This window comes from Chitinophaga varians (assembly GCF_014529945.1).
GTDB classification, from domain to species: Bacteria; Bacteroidota; Bacteroidia; order Chitinophagales; family Chitinophagaceae; genus Chitinophaga; species Chitinophaga varians.
On record NZ_JACVFB010000003.1, the window covers coordinates 648,345 to 665,339 of the forward strand.

A 16,995-nucleotide genomic window follows, 5' to 3' on the forward strand; every position below is an offset into this window, starting at 1 on the left:
TTGTAACACAAAAGTTGGATTATCAGCACTTTTCATATAAAACTTTAAACTATTCCTTGTTACCAGCCTTCAGTTTCAGTGCCAGCCAGTTGTCTTTTTCGATTTTTTCCAGGAGCACGAAGCCTGCCGGAACTGCTGATGCGAGTATTTGCTGTTCATCTGATGGCATAATGCCGCTCAGCAAAAGGATGCCATCCGGCACCATCAAACGGCGCATATCGTTCATAAACTTCAATAGTACGTTCAGATTGATGTTGGCCAGGATAATATCATATGTACCCGTCACCGCATCCAGGTTGTCAGCCTGCCATACCGTTGTATGTTGGGTGTGATTCGTATGGATGTTCTCCAGCGTATTGTTCACAGCCCATTCATCGTAATCGATCGCATCTGTTTGTGCTGCTCCCATCATATCGGCCAGGATAGCCAGAATGCCCGTACCGGTACCAAAATCGAATACTTTTTTTCCTTCAAACGAAAGGTGTTGCATCAACCGTATCATCGAAGAGGTAGTGGCGTGATGCCCTGTACCAAATGACATCTTGGGCGTGATCACAATCTCATAGGTTGGCGCCGGCGTAAAAGGCGGATGAAAACCGGCCCTGATGCCACAAAAGTCATCTACCTGCACAGGTTCGAAATTGCTTTCCCACACTGCATTCCAGTTGGTCTGCTCAATCGTCTCTTTCGTATAGGTTATACCGTAAGGTACCAGCATCGACTGCAATAACGCTTCATCAAAGTCAGCTTCCGGAATATAGGCAATCAGTTGGTCCGCTTGCTCCTCAAATCCCTCATAACCTGTATCCGACAACCGGGCAATCAGCAGGTCAGCCTGTTCAGCGTTGGCCCGCAGCGTAATAGCAATATGTGACATATGCGGCAAATATAATCATTTGCCTGAAACATCCGCCAGCACAGCGAAATAGTAAGAAAATATTTACCCCGGCATCAATTTATAACATTTTATATTAATATCATTATATTTGACATATAAAAATTAACCAATATTACCTATGAAAACATTACTGCTCCTGCTCGCAGGCATTGCCTGCTCATGGGCCGCCACAGCACAAACAGTGATCAAAGTACAACCGCCCTCCGAGCCATTCAGAGACTCCATCGTATATCAGGGAGACAACGCCGTACTGATCTTCGACCGCCAGCATCTGCTCGATTACATGATCACCATGGATACGACCCTACGCAACAACAAAAACAGCAATAAAGTATTCCGTAACATCCAGTTTTCCAGGCTCAACAACAACGACATGGCCAACCACTTCCTGAAAGCCTACTGCTTCGTGGAAGACACGCTCAACAAGGAAATCAACTTCCGCACGGATAAAATGAACCTGTTATGGGCCGAAGACTGCGGTATCCTGATGCCTTACGTGGAAGAAATACTGCCCGACCTGTTGGCCACCGGTAACCTGAAGATCGTAGAACGCGGCAGCAAAATTGTACAACCGGCATACAAACTCATCTTTGAACCGATTAATAACAATAACTATCGGGTATTCCGGATGAACAACGGCAAGGAAATTTTCCGCGAAAGCACCTTCTGCGTGGAACAAATCACGCATCGATAAACGTTCGCGGGATCCCGGATTCCCAGGGCTAAAGCCCTGGGCTACGATGTTGTTCAATTCCTTTCAAATGAAGGTTTTTTACGTTTAACGAACAAACCATTAAAGCCCTGGGCTACGATGTTGTTCAATTCCTTTCAAATGAAGGTTTCTTACGTTTATGCTTCTGAACATATAAACAAACCATTAAAGCCCTGGCTATGATGTTGTTCAATTCCTTCCGAATGAAGGTTTTTTACGTTTAACGAACAAACCATTAAAGCCCTGGCTATGATGTTGTTCAATTCCTTTCAAATGAAGGTTTTTTTACGTTTAACGAACAAATCATTTTGGACCTTCTTAAAATGAAAAAGCAGCTACTAGACAGTAGCTGCTTTTTCATTTATCTAATTTCAGTTATAAACTATTCTTCGTCGAAGGTAGGTTCCTGTGGTTTTTCAGGGTAGTCCTGACGTTCCGGGCGAGGACCACGGTCTTCACGGGGACCACGATCTTCACGAGGGCCGCGTCTGTCACCACGATCACCACCACCGCGTCTGTCGTCGCGAGGGCCACGGTCACGTCTGTCACCGCGATCACCACCACGATCTCCGCGATCACCACGGTCACGGCGTTCGCCGCGATCGCCTTCTTCGCGTTCTACATAACCTTCTGGTTTAGGCATCAGCACTTTACGGCTCAGTTTGAACTTACCGGTTTTAGGATCAGTGCCGGTGAGTTTCACTTTTACCTTTTCACCTTCAGACAATACGCCTTCCATGGTTTCGAGGCGCTTCCAGGACACTTCGGAGATGTGCAGCAGGCCTTGTTTGCCTGGCATGAACTCTACGAATGCACCGTAAGGCATAATGGATTTTACCACAGACTCGTATACCTCTCCTACTTCCGGAACGGCTACGATGCCTTTTACCCATGCCACAGCTCTGTCCAGGCCATCTTTCTGTGCAGAGAAGATGCTCACTTCGCCGGTTTCGCCTACCTCTTCAATGTTGATGGTAGTACCGGTTTCGCGTTGGATCTCCTGTATAATTTTACCACCGGGTCCGATCACTGCGCCGATAAATTCGCGGTCGATGATGATCTTCTCCATACGTGGTGCGTGTGGTTTCGGTTCAGGACGGGCAGCAGGAACAACAGCATACATCGCTTCAACGATGTGCAGACGTCCTTTCTTGGCCTGGGCCAGTGCGGAACGCATTACATCCATGCTGAGGCCATCCACTTTGATGTCCATCTGAATGCCCACGATACCGTCGCGGGTACCGGTTACTTTAAAGTCCATATCACCGAGGTGGTCTTCATCACCCAGGATGTCGGTCAGTACCGCCCATTTGCCATCAGAAGCACGGGAGATCAGCCCCATTGCCACGCCGGAAACGTGTTTCGGTAATGGAACACCTGCGTCCATCAGTGCCAGTGAACCGGCACATACGGTAGCCATGGAGGAAGAACCGTTTGACTCGAGGATATCGGATACTACACGTACCGTGTAAGGGTATTCGGAGCCCGGCATCATTTGCTTCAGAGAGCGCATCGCCAGGTTACCGTGCCCAACTTCACGACGGCCGGGGCCGCGCATCATTTTCACCTCACCGGTGGAGAATGGCGGGAAGTTGTAGTGCAGGATGAATTTAACGTAGTTGGAAACAGCAGCGCTTTCGATCAGCAGCTCATCTTCCGGTGTACCCAGGGTAACAGTTGTCAGGGACTGGGTTTCACCACGGGTGAACAGTGCAGAACCGTGCGGAGAAGGCAGGATGTCTGTTTCCATCGCCAGCGGACGTACCTGGTCCAGGGAACGGCCATCCAGACGGATAGACTCATCCAGGATCATGTTACGGATCACTTCTTTTTCCAGGTCGTGGAAGTATTCACCTACGAGCGGTGCATCTTCTTCCGGCAGTTCACCGAGGCTTTCTTTCAGCTCTTCAGCGATTTTTTTGAACGCATCGCTGCGGTCGTGCTTGGCAGAAGCGGATTTCGCTACCGCGTAAATTTTATCTTTCGCAAAAGCGATCACTTTTGCCTTCAGTTCTTCGTTTTGGTGAGGCAGCGTGTATTCACGTTTGCCTTTCACACCTTTCTGGTCGCGCAGTTCTTCCTGAGCTTTCACCTGTATTCTGATAGCAGCGTGTGCGGCTTCGATGGCGGCGATCAGGTCTTCTTCCTGGCACTCCTTGCTCTCCCCTTCCACCATCATGATGTTCTTTTCAGTAGCACCAATGATGAAGTCCATATCAGCTTTCGCCAGATCGGAACGGTTCGGGTTGATCACATATTTACCCTCGATGCGGGCCACACGTACTTCGGAGATGATTTCCTGGATGGGAACGTCAGACACTGCGAGCGCAGCAGATGCAGCCAGACAGGCCAGTGCATCGGGCATTACTTCAGGATCAGAAGAGATGAGTGTAACCAGTACCTGTACTTCACAGAAATAGTTGTCGGGGAACAGCGGGCGTAATGCACGGTCAATCAGGCGGGAGATCAGGACTTCAGAATCGGATAGTCTGCCTTCGCGTTTGAAAAAAGATCCGGGTATGCGGCCGGCAGAAGCAAATTTTTCCTGGTAGTCAACAGTAAGCGGGAAGAATGACTGGCCGGGTTTAGGTTCTTTATTCGCTACCACAGTGGCCAGCAGAATTGCATTCCCCAAACGCACCGTTACCGCTCCGTCAGCCTGACGGGCCAACTTGCCGGTCTCGATGGTCACGATACGACCGTCTCCTATATCGAACTTCACTGAGATAGGTGTCAGATTCATAAAAAAGTGAGGATTAATTAGATAACGTTATCCATTTACAATCACAAGGATAACAAAACGTATACATACAAAAAAACTATTCCCAACATAATAGTTGGGAATAGCGCTATAATTAAGTCATGGTTACTTCCTGATACCTAACTTCTCAATGAGGGCACGATAGCCAGTGAGGTTGGTTTTAGACAGATAAGCGAGCAAACGCTTTCTCTGACCTACCATTTTCATCAGACCACGATGAGTGGAGAAATCTTTTTTGTTTTGTTTCAGGTGACCGGAAATGCTGTTGATACGCTCAGTCAGCAGGGCAATTTGCGCTTCCACGGAGCCTGTATTTTTCTCGCTTCCACCAAATTCCTTAAAAATATTGGCTTTCTTTTCAACAGTTAAGTAAGACATCTTTAATAATAATAAGTAATAATAATGTTTTTTGTCGCTATTTTTCCGGTGCAAAGGTAATTTAAAAAATACGAATTACCAATAAAGCCGGAATTTATAATTAATTCTGAATATTTTATATCTGTAAACCACTTCAGATCAATTAGGCAGAAAAATTCAGGGCGGCATTGTCGGTCACATGTCCGTTTTCAGTGCGCAACACACGGGAAGGGAACTTCTGTAAAACGATATAGTCGTGGGTAGCCATCACAATAGCGGTACCCTCCCGGCAAATACGGAACAACAGCTGCATAATACCATCGGAAGTTTCAGGGTCCAGGTTACCGGTAGGCTCGTCGGCCAGGATCAGCCGGGGCGAATTAAGCATGGCCCGCGCAATGTCGATACGCTGCTGCTCTCCGCCAGACAATTCATACGGCATCTTAAAACCTTTAGTGCTCAACCCCACCTTGTCCAGCACATCGGCTATCTTATCTTCCATCTGCTTGTTGTCCTGCCAGCCCGTAGCCCGCAGCGCAAATTTCAGGTTGTCATGCACGTTCCGGTCGGTCAGCAACTGAAAGTCCTGGAACACCACGCCCAGATTACGACGCAGGTAAGGCACCTTCTTCCAGTCCATCTTCTTCAGATCAAACCCTACTACCTGACCCGTTCCGTCCTTTAAAGGCAAATCCCCGTAAAGAGTCTTTAACAGACTGGACTTGCCTGTCCCCGTTTTACCAATAAGATATACAAACTCTCCTTTATTCACCGTTATATTCACATCAGACAAAATCAAAGAATTTCCCTGGTAAATACTGGCATTCGTTAACTGGATAATCGGCTGTTCGGGTGTCATGTACATGTTCTGTTTAATGCTAAACTGCGTTATGGCGACAAAAATAACCAATTAAAAAATAATTCGTTGTGTCTTGCGGCAACAAAATTTCACCACAGCCCAACACTCCCCTCCTAACCCGGCAAACAACTGCCTGAAAAATTATCTCCACCGGCAGATACCATCTTAAAAACTAAAACAATAGTTGCAGAACTAAAAATTTAGTTGTAACTTGGTAACATTAATTTCCACCAGCCATGAAGCAACTTACCAAAGCGGAAGAACAGATCATGCAGGCGCTATGGCAAACAGGGCCGGCCTTCGTGAAAGATATCATAGAAGCAATGCCGGAACCAAAACCGCATTACAACACGGTATCCACCCTGGTAAAAATCCTCATTGAAAAAGGATTTGTGGACTTCAAGGCTTTTGGTAAATCCCATCAGTACCATGCCCTGATCACAAAAGAAGCCTATAGCCATAAAACACTGAATAGCCTGGCCAAAAGCTATTTCGGTGGTTCTTTCAGCAACATGGTGTCCTTTTTTGTGAAGGAAAAAGAAATCAGTGTTAACGATCTGGAACAGTTGATAAAGAAAATCAAGGACCACGACAAATAATAACAGCAGGACCGCTCATCTTTATCATCCGATTTAAAAGAATTCCACATGACAGCGCTTATCTATCTGGAGAAAGTTGTACTGTGCAGTGCCCTTCTATATGGCTATTACCATCTGGCCCTGCGTAATAACCGGTTTCACCAATGGAACCGGTACTACCTGATGCTTATTACCCTGGTATCGTTAGTCACCCCGCTGCTACGGATACCGCTACCCAATAACAACGAAAAAACCGCTGCGGTACTGACTTACACCAGCAAAATCCTTACGCTGCGGGAACCTGCCGCCGCCATTCCTACCACAGACCCCATTGTCTATTTACGTATAGCCCTCACCGTTATATATGCTATCGTAGTCGCCTTCCTGCTGTGCCGTTTACTGGCCGGCATCTTCGGGATCCGCAGACTGATACGACGCAGCACGGTGCAGGAAATTCCACCGTTCCGTTTTGCCCGTCACCCACAGGTAAAAGCACCTTTTTCTTTCTTCCGGTATATCTTCTGGGACATGGATTCCAGCCTCGATACGCCGGACAACAAACAGGTGCTGCAACATGAGCTGGTACATCTGCGTGAAAAACACAGCATCGACAAAATGCTGCTGGAAGTAATCACCGCTGTTTGCTGGATCAATCCTTTCTTCTATCTGATAAAAAGGGAATTGTCCCTCGTGCATGAATTCATCGCAGACCAGAAAGCAGCCGGCAACGAAGTAAAGGGTTATGCTGAAAACATTCTCCGCAATGCCTTTAACAGCAGGCAGTTCTCGATTACCAACGATTTTTTCCATCCGCCGATAAAACGGCGAATTTTTATGCTTACCCAATTCCGTCAACCCCGATTCAGTTATTTGCGCAGGATACTGGTATTGCCGCTCGGCGCCGCCATCTTCTGCTCACTAGCCTTTGTGGTCGACCAGCGTCCATCCGCCATTCGGGCGCTGGTCCCCTCCGGCAGTATATTAAATCAGTCCGTGCAACCGGAAGCACCTACCCCGGTGACGCAGGCTACACCAATGCCTGGCGATACCATCCGTCCTAAAACCGGCATCATCGATAGCACTGTTTCTGTAATGCGGGTAGACCCCGCCGACCTGACCGCTTTTCCCTCTTACCCCGGCGGCGACCAGGCGCTGGCCCTCTATCTGAGCCGTAACACCCGTTACCCGAAGGTGGCCTTCGAGAAAGGTATCCAGGGTACGGTGAAAGTTCATTTCATTATCGATGCACATGGCAATATCACCCATGCCGAAGCCATCAATACTCCGCTGGGAGCCCGACTCGAAGAAGAGGCCATCCGGGTAGTCAAAGCCATGCCTTCATGGAAACCGGCAGAGAAAGATGGCCGGAAAGTAGCCGTGGATTACATGATTCCCATACAATTCAAACTGGAGAAAAATCTGGGGATGATTGTTGTCGGAGATGCCAACTCAACCAAAGAAGTGACGCAGAACACACTATCAGGTGCTGATGAGGTATTCACCTTTGTGGAAAACCCGCCTACCTTCGAGGGTGGTGAAGAAGCCCTGAGCCGCTATCTGGCAAGAAATATCCGTTATCCCAGGGAAGCACAGGAAAAAGGCACCAGCGGCACCATATTCGTTCAGTTTGTGGTAGACAAGGAAGGGTATATAAAAGACACCCGTACTGTTGGCGCTGCAAAGGGCAACGGCCTTGAAGACGAAGCGATCCGGGTGGTAAGTGCCATGCCCCGGTGGCATGCGGGAAAACAAAACGGCAGGGACGTAAACGTGCAGTTTAATCTACCTATCCGTTTTACCTTACAAGAGTAATATCAATATCAATAATCCATTTTTGCTAAAACTAAAACAAGCGCGCCGGACCTGAAGGGCCCGGCGCTTATTTTTTATGCTAAAGCATTTTTTCTATTGGTAGATAAAAGTGCCTGCCGGCGCTTTTACGGTGACTTGTTTCTGTGCCGCAGCTTCTACCCGTCCGATAATCTGCGCATCGATGTTAAAGCTTTTGGAGATATGGATGATATCTGCCGCAATTGCTTCCGGTACGTACAATTCCATCCGGTGGCCCATATTGAACACCTGATACATCTCTTTCCAGGAAGTTCCGGACTGCTCCTGGATCAGGGTAAACAGTGGCGGAACAGGGAACAGGTTGTCTTTGATCACATGCAGGTTTTCGATGAAATGCAGCACTTTGGTTTGTGCGCCACCGCTGCAATGCACCATGCCATGTATCTGTGGACGGAACTGTTCCAATACTTTTTTGATCACCGGTGCATAGGTACGTGTGGGTGACAGTACCAGTTTACCGGCATCTATAGCGCCGAAGCCGGGAATATCCACTTTGTCTGTCAGGGCTTTTTTACCGCTGAACACCAGTTCAGCCGGAATACCGGGATCATAGCTCTCCGGATATTTTGCGGCCATGGCTTTATTGAACACATCGTGACGGGCGCTGGTAAGGCCATTGCTGCCCATGCCACCGTTGTATTCCGTTTCGTAGGTGGCTTGCCCGTAGGAGGCCAGTCCCACTACCACATCGCCGGCCTGAATACGATCGTTGGAAATTACGTCGCTGCGTTTCATGCGGGCAGTCACCGTAGAATCCACGATGATGGTCCGTACCAGGTCTCCCACATCTGCGGTTTCCCCGCCGGTGGAATAGATGCTGATACCATGTTTGCGCAGTTCTGCCAGAATATCTTCGGTGCCATTGATGATAGCAGCGATTACTTCACCCGGCAGCAGTTGTTTATTACGGCCGATGGTGGAAGACAACAGGATATTATCAGTAGCGCCTACGCAGAGCAGGTCGTCCATGTTCATGATAATAGCGTCCTGTGCAATACCTTTCCATACGCTCAGATCGCCGGTTTCCTTCCAGTACATGTAAGCCAGGGAGGATTTGGTGCCTGCGCCATCCGCATGCATGATATTGCAATAAGCTTCGTCGCCACCGAGGATATCCGGCACTATTTTGCAGAAAGCCTTCGGAAACAGGCCTTTATCAATATTTTTAATGGCATTGTGCACATCTTCCTTGCCAGCTGAAACACCACGTTTGGCGTAAATATTATTATCCACCGGAAATCAAATAAAAATGAGAATAAAGAAACAATCTGGCTGCAAAAGTAACAGATTCCCTGCATAATGCCCGCTGAATGTGTTAGATTTGCATGGCATTTTTGATGTTATTGAATTATATGCAGGTTCACAGGGACTTAAAGCATTTACCGGAATTCCGTAATGCGATTATCACGATAGGCACTTTTGATGGCGTACATGCAGGACACCGCTTCATTATACAACAACTGGAGCAGGCAGCTGCGGAGTGTGACGGAGAGACTGTGATCGTCACCTTTGACCCACATCCGCGGGAAGTATTAATGCCCCGCCCCAACAATATCAGGCTGCTTACCACGCTGCCGGAAAAAATAGCCTTGTTGGAGCAGGCCGGTATCGATCATCTGGTGGTGGTCCCCTTCACCAAAGCTTTTTCCGAGCTCTCCGCCCGCGAATACCTGGAAGACTTCCTGGTAGCCCGTTTCAAGCCACATACTATTATTATTGGTTACGACCACCGTTTTGGCCACAACCGCGAAGGTGGGCTGGAACTGCTGGAAGCAGAACAACAACAATACGGTTTCCGGCTGGTGGAAATACCCCAGCAGGTAGTCAACGATCTCACCGTGAGCTCTACCAAAATCCGTAAAAGCCTGCAGGAAGGCGAGGTATTACTGGCCAACGAGCTGCTGGGCTATCCGTATTTTCTGAGCGGCACCGTGGTACATGGCGATAAGATGGGCCGGCAGCTGGGTTATCCGACTGCTAACCTGCACCTGAAAGACGAACGAAAACTTATCCCGGCAGAAGGCATTTACGCGGTACGGGTAAAAGCACCTGGCCATGACAGCCTGTTGCCCGCCGTGATGAGCATCGGCTTCCGTCCTACCTTTAATGGTACCGACCTCCGGCTGGAAGTACACCTGTTTGATTTTAATGAAGACCTCTACGATCAGGAGCTGACCGTTTATTTCATCGCCTATATCCGTTCCAATCAGAAATTTGACGATATTAAAGATCTGATCGTGCAGATGGACAAAGACTCTGTGCAGTCAAGAGAGATACTGGGAGCAAAGGCTTAGAGCTCTTCTCCCAGCAATTCGATAGGCTCCTCTTTCTTCCGGGGCCTCAATAGCTTATAGGCTTTATAGAAAAAATAGCCGGTGAGCAGCAGTCCCGCAGCCACCATCCCCCCTGCCTGAAAAATATAGCCCGGGGTATAGCCACCGTTTTTCATTACCGGATGGAGGTTGATCATTACCCTGACGAATGTAATACTGCAGAATAGCGCATAAGATCCTGCCAGGAGTATAACGATGCCGAGTATGATGCGTAATACAGGGTGCATCTCAGATAAGTTTAATCAGTTCATTACTTTATACATCAGTTCCTTCATCAGTTCACCATCTTCCACCCCTGCGTCGTTGATACCGATGCTGCGTAAGTTGTATTGCTGTAACAACAGAATCGCTTTTTCCGTGCCTTCCGGGCCATACTGGCGGGCGGCCGCCATATAATCCTTCACAAAAAACGGATGTACGCCCAATGCGGCGGCCACTTCCTTTTCGGCTCCTTTCACGCCAAAGATCAGGTTCACTTTAGCAAAGAAGTTATACAGCGCCGGCAGCGTCATTTGAATAGGTGCGGCTTTGGGGTTGGCAGCAAAATAGGAGATGATGCGGAACACTTTGTCGGCGTTCTTTTGTCCGAGGGCGTTTTGCAGTTCAAATACATTGTATTCCTTGCTGATGCCCACATATTTTTCGATGTCCCCTTCATCGATTTTTTTGCCTGCCGGCAGATTGACCAGCAGTTTATCTATTTCGTTGGCGATACGGGAAAGGTCGTTGCCGATATGATCCACCAGCAGGATAGCGGCTTTCTGCGTAATGGCCAGTTCCCTGCTGCTCACGTAGGCTTCCACCCAGGCGGGGAGCTGGTTATCGTACATTTTTTTGGTGGATAGCAGCACGCCTTTTTCCTTGATCAGTTTGGCCATTTTGCTGCGGCCGTCTATTTTGCCCTGTTTGTGGGCCACGACAAACACGGTAGACGGCATCAGGTTTTCGATATAGCCTTCCAGCTTGAGCAGATCGCGCATAGACTGGGCTTCCTTGAGCACGACCACCTGTTTTTCCGCAAACATGGGATAGCGGCGGCAGGCGTTGACCACGGCCGTCCAGTCGGTGTCTTTGCCATACAGTACGGTGAGGTTAAATCCTTTTTCCGCTTCATCGAGCAGGTCATGTTCCGCGTAGGCGGTCACCTGATCAATAAAAAACTCTTCTTCTCCTTCCAGCCAGTAGAGGGGCCGGAATTTCTTTTGTTTCCAGTCGCGTATAATATCCTGATATTCCATGATCTGTTTTTGTGGGTTTGCCTGGATTATTTCACCAGGGTCACCTGTTCGTCCTTTAACAGGGGTAATCTTTTAAACCGGAGCAGCAACTGGGCTACGGCCGTCACATCTTTCTGGCAGTAGGCTACTATCCTTTCCAGGTCGTGGTCGTTCCAGTATACTTTTCCTACCATGCTACCGTCGATATCGTCTTTGGGCGTTTCTATGCCTAATACCGCCGTGAGCAGTTTCAGGGAAATGTAATGCCGTATATCTCCGAAGCGCCAAAGCTGAAGGGTGTCCAGCATGGGCATTTCCCATGGTTTAAAGCCGTGTAACTGCAAAGGTTTGGGCAAAGATAACTGATGAATAACAGACCGGCGGCAAATAAAAGGGATATCAAATTCTTTTATGTTATGCCCGGCAAACTGGAAGTGGGGGTACTTCGTATGAAATTTATCCACCAATGCTAAAAAACCATTGAGCACAATTGCTTCATCGTCATTATAAAACGATTTCATCCTCAAATGGTAGGCATTATTTTCCAGACTGAAGAAGCCGACAGATATACATACGATTTTTCCGAATTCGGCGTAGATCCCTGCCCTGTCCGCGTATAGTTCCGCTTCATTTTCGGATTCTGGCGCAGTTTTTGCCATTTTTTCTCCCCAGAGCCGTTGCATGTCATCCGGCAGCTGTTCCAAGGCCGCTGTAGCCGGAGTTGTTTCTATGTCCAACAACAATAATTGATCTAATCCTATATTAGGTAACACGTTTGAAGACTTTTATGGCGTTTGATAAAATATATTATATTATTATACTAATTTTGAATAACGATTTTTAACCATATAACAATTAAACATAAAACAAACAACTATGACTGAGAACACTTTTAACACACCTGCACCGGGTTCACCCGGACCAGAAAAACCGCGCAGCCGCAATGGTCTAATTTACGGTATTTTAATTGCGGCTCTGGCAGGTACATGGATTTATATGTTGTACGACAAAAATAAATCCAGTGAGCAACTCGCACAAAAAACTGTTCAGGTAGATTCTATTTCTTCATCCCGCGATGCCTTACAGCAGGAATATAATGCTGCCAACGCCCGTCTGGACGATCTGATTTCCCAGAATACCCGTATGGACAGCCTGGTGAAAACCAAGGATAAAGAAATTCAGGATATGAAAGCTCGTATTTCCAGTATCCTGAGCAATAAAAATGCTACGCAGGCCCAGTTGGCTGAAGCCCGTCGCCTCATTGAACAACTGAAATCCAGCATCGAAGGTTATCAACAGACCATTGAGCGCCTGGAAGGTGAAAAAATTGTACTGGCAGGTGAAAGAGATGTAGCCCGTAAAGAAAGGGACTCTGTAGGTGTTGTAAAAGACAGCCTCAACAAAAAAGTGGACCTGGGCTCTGTATTACATGCTTCCAATATCCAGCTGCTGCCGCTGCGTATCAAACACAATGGCAAAGAAGTGGAAACTTCCAAAGCTAAACGTGCAGATATGATGCGGGTAAGCTTCGATCTGGATGACAACAGAATTGCTCCTACCGGCGACAAAGAAATCTTCGTTGCCATCACCGCTCCGGATAATACTCCGCTGGCGGTAGAAGCACTGGGTTCCGGCAGATTCACCCTGGAAGACGGTACTGAAAAGCTGTATACCACCAAAAAAACCGTGGCTTACACAACTGGTCAGAAACAATCCGTCACCATGGACTGGAAACAGAATTCTGATTATAAAGTAGGTGATTATACCGTTGAAATCTATCATAACGGTTACAAGATCGGCCAGGGTAAAGTTACCCTCAGAAAAGGCGGTCTGTTTTAATCTGATCTGATAAAGAGATATAAAAAATGGGCTAATCCAAAAGGATTAGCCCATTTTTTATGTGGTTGTTACAGCGCAATATTTATCCTGCATAAAGTGAAGTGTTTTAGTTTTTCCCTCCCCTCTCCACGCTTTTGATATCCTCCTCCCGGTTCTTTTTGAAATCGAAATGATTAAAGTCGTTGGTAACAGGCACCTTGATGGTGTAACTGTCCAGCGTGTCTATCTCAATGGTGATATCGTCCGTTCTCAGATCGATGATATGCCCACCGGCATCTTTTTGTGCAGACAGATAATGAAAGTGATATCCGGAAATATTCGTGTTGTCCATGAAGTAAGGCAGGCGATAGCCGATCAGGTCGCCCTGTACCTGTTTAAATTCAAAGAACTGCTGTTTGTCGAGCATCGCTGCCAGTGGCGTATGTTCATGTTCCTGAACGGGAGGGAAAGCCCTGGTTTTGATGTAGCTGAATTTCCCGCTGATGTGGACAGCATACATACCGTTCACATTGGTAAGAATGCTGTCCAGATAATGGAAAAGCGCGGTTTTATCCAGTGTTTGATGCAGGACGATTTTCTTATCTGCGTGAAAAAAATGAACCATGCAGAATGGTGTCAGTTGTTTGTCGTCTACCGGAAAAGTCTTACCGGTGTGTTGGGTCTGATAGATCTTTCCCTGATAGATCATTATTTCTCCATCCAGCTTGTCAGGAGCTCCCAGGCCAAAATCACCATGCTGTTTAAGGGCTGTATAAGGATAGAAACCATCATAGAGGCCGCCTATAAGAGCGGAGCCGACGCCGGCTGTAAATAGGGAATGATGGAGCGTGTCCGGAGGGGTAATTTTCGAGGTGCTTTTAAGCGCAGGCTTCGCACTTTGCAGACTACCTGCCAGCAGGAGAAGTAAAAATGTAAGACGCATGATGAATTGAGTTTTCAGGGTATAAATAGGAACGAAGGTATTAGGTTTCTTCCAAAAGGCGCCATCAGTGCGGCATACTGATAATTTTTTAACCGTTACTAATTGTTAACGATTAGTTATTGATAAAAAGTTATATATAAAAATAAAATTAAATTAACGTTCTTTGCGACTATAATTACAAAATAGCCTAAGGCCACCGAAAAATGGTGGGATAACCGGGACCAATGCTTTTGAATCGAGGATGTGACCTGAGTAAATGTACCAGCTTTAACCCGTTTTATGTCATGAAAACGATCTGCGATTTCAGTATTTGTTATGCCCTGAATCGTGGTCATTTAATGCGAACAGGAACTCTGATACAGGAATTGCATTCCCCTTCTTTTTGTGCGCCGATGCTATTTGACAGGACCAGTTCAGCAGCCCAATTAAATCATTCGCATGGAAGACATGAACAAAATAGTGTACGTTGTAGATGATGATGAAATTTTCCATTTCATTATCAAAAAGATGTTGGTGCAACAGGACGATAATCTTGTCATTACTTCCTTTCTGTGTGCAGAAGAAGCCCTGGAACAGTTATCCAGTAATCCACAACCAACACTGCCTGCTCTTATCATTTTGGACATGAACATGCAGCGGATGAACGGGTGGGATTTTATTGAGGCATATCGCGGACTGAAATCATCTCTCAAAAACAATATTCCTATTATCATGTGCTCCTCTTCGGTGGACGTACGTGACATGCAAAAAGTGCAACACACCCCTGAACTGATGGCGTATATTACCAAGCCACTGGACAAGAATAAAATGAAGGTAATAGAAGAATACCTTTAGTCCTTGCTTACTAACTACTATTCCAACTAAAAAAACGAAGACCTGAGCATGTGCTCAGGTCTTCGTTTTTATGCTTTGTTTATTTTCTTATGCAAAGACTGCATTGTTATACATTTCTTCGCGCAGTGTTTTCACCCGCTCATCGGCCAGGTATTCGTCGAAAGTCATCATACGATCGATGATACCTTTAGGTGTCAGCTCAATGATACGATTTGCCACCGACTGCATGAACGTATGGTCATGAGTGGTGAACAGCACAATACCTTTGTAGTTGATCATGCTTTCGTTGAAAGACTGGATAGACTCCAGGTCGAGGTGGTTGGTAGGCTCATCGAGGATCACCACGTTAGGGTCCTGCAGCATCATACGGCTCACCATGCAACGTACTTTTTCACCACCGCTCAATACGGAAGTTTTCTTCATGATCTCGTCGCCGGCGAAGAGCATTTTACCCAGGAAGCCGCGCAGGAAAGGCTCATCCACATCCGTTACGTGTGAAGGCACATATTGACGCAGCCAGTCCAGCAGGTTCAGGGACGGGTCTGTAAAGAAAGCGGAGTTATCGTTCGGCAGGTAAGCGTTGGTAACGGTGGTACCCCACTCTACCTTACCACTGTCTGCTGCTACTTCGTCCTTAATAACCTGGAAGAAGGTAGTCAGTGCCAGGTGGTCTTTAGACAGGAAAGCAACCTTATCGTTTTTATTGATGGAGAAGGAGACGTCAGTGAAGAGTTTACGGCCGTCCACTGCTTTTTCCAGTTTTTCCACATTCAGGATCTGGTTACCTACCTCACGCTGCTGTTTGAAGATAATGCCCGGGTATTTACGGTTAGAAGGCTGAATGTCTTCAATAACCAGTTTTTCGAGGGCTTTCTTACGGGAAGTCGCCTGCTTACTTTTGGAAGCGTTGGCGCTAAAGCGGGCGATAAAGTCCATGAGGTCTTTCCGCTTATCTTCCATTTTCTTGTTCTTATCAGCGATCTGGCGGGCCATCAACTGGGAAGACTCGTACCAGAAGGTATAGTTACCAGAGAAGATCTGGATTTTCGCGCGGTCTACGTCGGCCACATGCGTACATACGGCATCGAGGAAGTGACGGTCGTGAGATACTACGATCACGATGTTTTCGTAGTCGGCCAGGAAGTTTTCCAACCAGCCGATAGTTTCCACGTCCAGGTCGTTCGTGGGCTCATCCAGCAGCAGGATGTCGGGGTTACCGAACAGTGCCTGTGCCAACAGTACCCTTACTTTCAGGCTACCGGGAATCTCTTTCATGAGCACGCTGTGGAATTCTTCTTTTACACCGAGGTCGCCCAGCAGTACACCAGCATCACTTTCAGCTGTGTAACCGCCCATTTCGCCGTATTCTGCTTCCAGTTCACCGGCGCGCATACCGTCTTCCTCGGAAAAGTCTTCCTTGGCATATATCTCATCTTTTTCCTTGGCAATCTCCCACAGCTTCCTGTTACCCATCAATACTGCATTCAGTACCGTAACCTCATCAAACTCAAAGTGGTTCTGTTTCAGTACGCTCATGCGTTCGCCGGGGGTGATTTCCACGGTGCCTTTGTTCGGCTCTATTTCGCCGGACAATATTTTCAGGAAGGTAGATTTACCTGCTCCATTAGCCCCAATCACACCATAACAGTTCCCTTTCGTGAAATTGAGGTTTACTTCGTCAAACAATACTCTCTTACCAAAAGAGAGCGTTACGTTTTTAACACTGATCATGCTGGCTATGTAAATTTTGAAGCTGCAAAGGTACGAATACTATAACTGGATTCCAAGTTAACAGATCTATATCAAAATCAATATTTAACGATTGATTTTTAAG

The 16,995-nt window shown here is 47.1% G+C and carries 16 protein-coding genes; 6 read left to right on the forward strand and 10 right to left on the reverse strand.

What is annotated here, in order from left to right; all coding sequences use genetic code 11:
- Positions 1-49: 49 nt before the first annotated feature.
- Positions 50-877, reverse strand: a complete 828-nt coding sequence (gene prmA, locus ICL55_RS17050) for a 50S ribosomal protein L11 methyltransferase (protein ID WP_188099402.1) — start codon at positions 875-877, stop codon at positions 50-52.
- A gap of 139 nt (positions 878-1,016) precedes the next feature.
- Here prmA and ICL55_RS17055 point away from each other — a divergent pair, with 139 nt between their 5' ends.
- A complete protein-coding gene (locus ICL55_RS17055) occupies positions 1,017-1,592 on the forward strand; it encodes a hypothetical protein (protein ID WP_188099403.1) in 576 nt (191 codons plus the stop codon).
- A gap of 400 nt (positions 1,593-1,992) precedes the next feature.
- Here the strand turns inward: ICL55_RS17055 and ICL55_RS17060 are convergent, their stop codons facing one another.
- From ICL55_RS17060 to ICL55_RS17070, 3 genes are all read right to left on the reverse strand, one after another.
- The gene (locus ICL55_RS17060) at positions 1,993-4,353 is read right to left on the reverse strand and encodes a polyribonucleotide nucleotidyltransferase (protein WP_188099404.1); all 2,361 of its coding nucleotides are present in this window, start codon (positions 4,351-4,353) and stop codon (positions 1,993-1,995) included.
- Between the two features lie 123 nt (positions 4,354-4,476).
- Positions 4,477-4,749: a 30S ribosomal protein S15 gene (gene rpsO, locus ICL55_RS17065; RefSeq protein WP_168806334.1), complete on the reverse strand. Its 273-nt coding sequence runs from the start codon at positions 4,747-4,749 to the stop codon at positions 4,477-4,479.
- 142 nt (positions 4,750-4,891) lie between these two features.
- Entirely contained in the window at positions 4,892-5,587 is a 696-nt protein-coding gene (locus ICL55_RS17070) for a cell division ATP-binding protein FtsE (RefSeq protein WP_169228781.1), read from the reverse strand.
- Positions 5,588-5,823: 236 nt separating this feature from the next.
- Between ICL55_RS17070 and ICL55_RS17075 the strand changes: the two genes are divergently transcribed.
- Positions 5,824-6,186: a BlaI/MecI/CopY family transcriptional regulator gene (locus ICL55_RS17075; protein ID WP_188099406.1), complete on the forward strand. Its 363-nt coding sequence runs from the start codon at positions 5,824-5,826 to the stop codon at positions 6,184-6,186.
- Between the two features lie 48 nt (positions 6,187-6,234).
- The gene (locus ICL55_RS17080) at positions 6,235-7,977 is read left to right on the forward strand and encodes a M56 family metallopeptidase (protein ID WP_188099407.1); all 1,743 of its coding nucleotides are present in this window, start codon (positions 6,235-6,237) and stop codon (positions 7,975-7,977) included.
- Between the two features lie 93 nt (positions 7,978-8,070).
- Here ICL55_RS17080 and ICL55_RS35590 read toward each other — a convergent pair whose 3' ends face one another.
- Positions 8,071-9,249 carry an AIR synthase related protein gene (locus ICL55_RS35590; protein ID WP_188099409.1) on the reverse strand — a complete coding sequence of 393 codons (1,179 nt, stop codon included), beginning with the start codon at positions 9,247-9,249 and terminating at the stop codon, positions 8,071-8,073.
- Positions 9,250-9,368: 119 nt separating this feature from the next.
- On the opposite strand from ICL55_RS35590, the gene ICL55_RS17090 reads away from it, so the two are divergent.
- Positions 9,369-10,310 (forward strand): bifunctional riboflavin kinase/FAD synthetase, encoded by a 942-nt coding sequence (locus ICL55_RS17090; RefSeq protein ID WP_188099410.1) that lies wholly within the window; start codon positions 9,369-9,371, stop codon positions 10,308-10,310.
- Here ICL55_RS17090 and ICL55_RS17095 read toward each other — a convergent pair.
- Genes ICL55_RS17095 through ICL55_RS17105 form a run of 3 tightly spaced genes read right to left on the reverse strand, consistent with a single transcriptional unit; the run spans position 10,307 to position 12,339 of the window.
- Positions 10,307-10,576 (reverse strand): hypothetical protein, encoded by a 270-nt coding sequence (locus ICL55_RS17095; RefSeq protein WP_188099413.1) that lies wholly within the window; start codon positions 10,574-10,576, stop codon positions 10,307-10,309. The two genes, ICL55_RS17090 and ICL55_RS17095, sit on opposite strands and share 4 nt — an antisense overlap.
- A gap of 15 nt (positions 10,577-10,591) precedes the next feature.
- A complete protein-coding gene (holA, locus tag ICL55_RS17100) occupies positions 10,592-11,587 on the reverse strand; it encodes a DNA polymerase III subunit delta (RefSeq protein WP_188099415.1) in 996 nt (331 codons plus the stop codon).
- 26 nt (positions 11,588-11,613) lie between these two features.
- Positions 11,614-12,339: a ribonuclease H-like domain-containing protein gene (locus ICL55_RS17105; RefSeq protein WP_188099417.1), complete on the reverse strand. Its 726-nt coding sequence runs from the start codon at positions 12,337-12,339 to the stop codon at positions 11,614-11,616.
- Positions 12,340-12,562: 223 nt separating this feature from the next.
- Here ICL55_RS17105 and ICL55_RS17110 point away from each other — a divergent pair, with 223 nt between their 5' ends.
- Entirely contained in the window at positions 12,563-13,405 is an 843-nt protein-coding gene (locus tag ICL55_RS17110; protein WP_188099419.1) for a hypothetical protein, read from the forward strand.
- Positions 13,406-13,511: 106 nt separating this feature from the next.
- Here ICL55_RS17110 and ICL55_RS17115 read toward each other — a convergent pair whose 3' ends face one another.
- Entirely contained in the window at positions 13,512-14,327 is an 816-nt protein-coding gene (locus ICL55_RS17115; protein ID WP_188099421.1) for an acetolactate decarboxylase, read from the reverse strand.
- Between the two features lie 438 nt (positions 14,328-14,765).
- Here ICL55_RS17115 and ICL55_RS17120 point away from each other — a divergent pair, with 438 nt between their 5' ends.
- Positions 14,766-15,161 carry a response regulator gene (locus tag ICL55_RS17120; protein WP_188099423.1) on the forward strand — a complete coding sequence of 132 codons (396 nt, stop codon included), beginning with the start codon at positions 14,766-14,768 and terminating at the stop codon, positions 15,159-15,161.
- 87 nt (positions 15,162-15,248) lie between these two features.
- Here the strand turns inward: ICL55_RS17120 and ICL55_RS17125 are convergent, their stop codons facing one another.
- On the reverse strand, positions 15,249-16,892 hold the full coding sequence (locus ICL55_RS17125) for an ABC-F family ATP-binding cassette domain-containing protein (RefSeq protein WP_188099425.1): 1,644 nt from the start codon (positions 16,890-16,892) through the stop codon (positions 15,249-15,251).
- Positions 16,893-16,995: the final 103 nt, after the last annotated feature.

Excerpts from the sequence above, each read along its gene's own strand:
- prmA (WP_188099402.1), bottom strand. The coding sequence starts at position 877 with ATGTCACATATTGCTATTACGCTGCGGGCCAACGCTGAACAGGCTGAC.
- ICL55_RS17055 (WP_188099403.1), top strand. The coding sequence starts at position 1,017 with ATGAAAACATTACTGCTCCTGCTCGCAGGCATTGCCTGCTCATGGGCC.
- ICL55_RS17060 (WP_188099404.1), bottom strand. The coding sequence starts at position 4,353 with ATGAATCTGACACCTATCTCAGTGAAGTTCGATATAGGAGACGGTCGT.
- rpsO (WP_168806334.1), bottom strand. The coding sequence starts at position 4,749 with ATGTCTTACTTAACTGTTGAAAAGAAAGCCAATATTTTTAAGGAATTT.
- ICL55_RS17070 (WP_169228781.1), bottom strand. The coding sequence starts at position 5,587 with ATGACACCCGAACAGCCGATTATCCAGTTAACGAATGCCAGTATTTAC.
- ICL55_RS17075 (WP_188099406.1), top strand. The coding sequence starts at position 5,824 with ATGAAGCAACTTACCAAAGCGGAAGAACAGATCATGCAGGCGCTATGG.
- ICL55_RS17080 (WP_188099407.1), top strand. The coding sequence starts at position 6,235 with ATGACAGCGCTTATCTATCTGGAGAAAGTTGTACTGTGCAGTGCCCTT.
- ICL55_RS17090 (WP_188099410.1), top strand. The coding sequence starts at position 9,369 with ATGCAGGTTCACAGGGACTTAAAGCATTTACCGGAATTCCGTAATGCG.
- ICL55_RS17095 (WP_188099413.1), bottom strand. The coding sequence starts at position 10,576 with ATGCACCCTGTATTACGCATCATACTCGGCATCGTTATACTCCTGGCA.
- holA (WP_188099415.1), bottom strand. The coding sequence starts at position 11,587 with ATGGAATATCAGGATATTATACGCGACTGGAAACAAAAGAAATTCCGG.
- ICL55_RS17110 (WP_188099419.1), top strand. The coding sequence starts at position 12,563 with ATGTTGTACGACAAAAATAAATCCAGTGAGCAACTCGCACAAAAAACT.
- ICL55_RS17115 (WP_188099421.1), bottom strand. The coding sequence starts at position 14,327 with ATGCGTCTTACATTTTTACTTCTCCTGCTGGCAGGTAGTCTGCAAAGT.
- ICL55_RS17120 (WP_188099423.1), top strand. The coding sequence starts at position 14,766 with ATGGAAGACATGAACAAAATAGTGTACGTTGTAGATGATGATGAAATT.
- ICL55_RS17125 (WP_188099425.1), bottom strand. The coding sequence starts at position 16,892 with ATGATCAGTGTTAAAAACGTAACGCTCTCTTTTGGTAAGAGAGTATTG.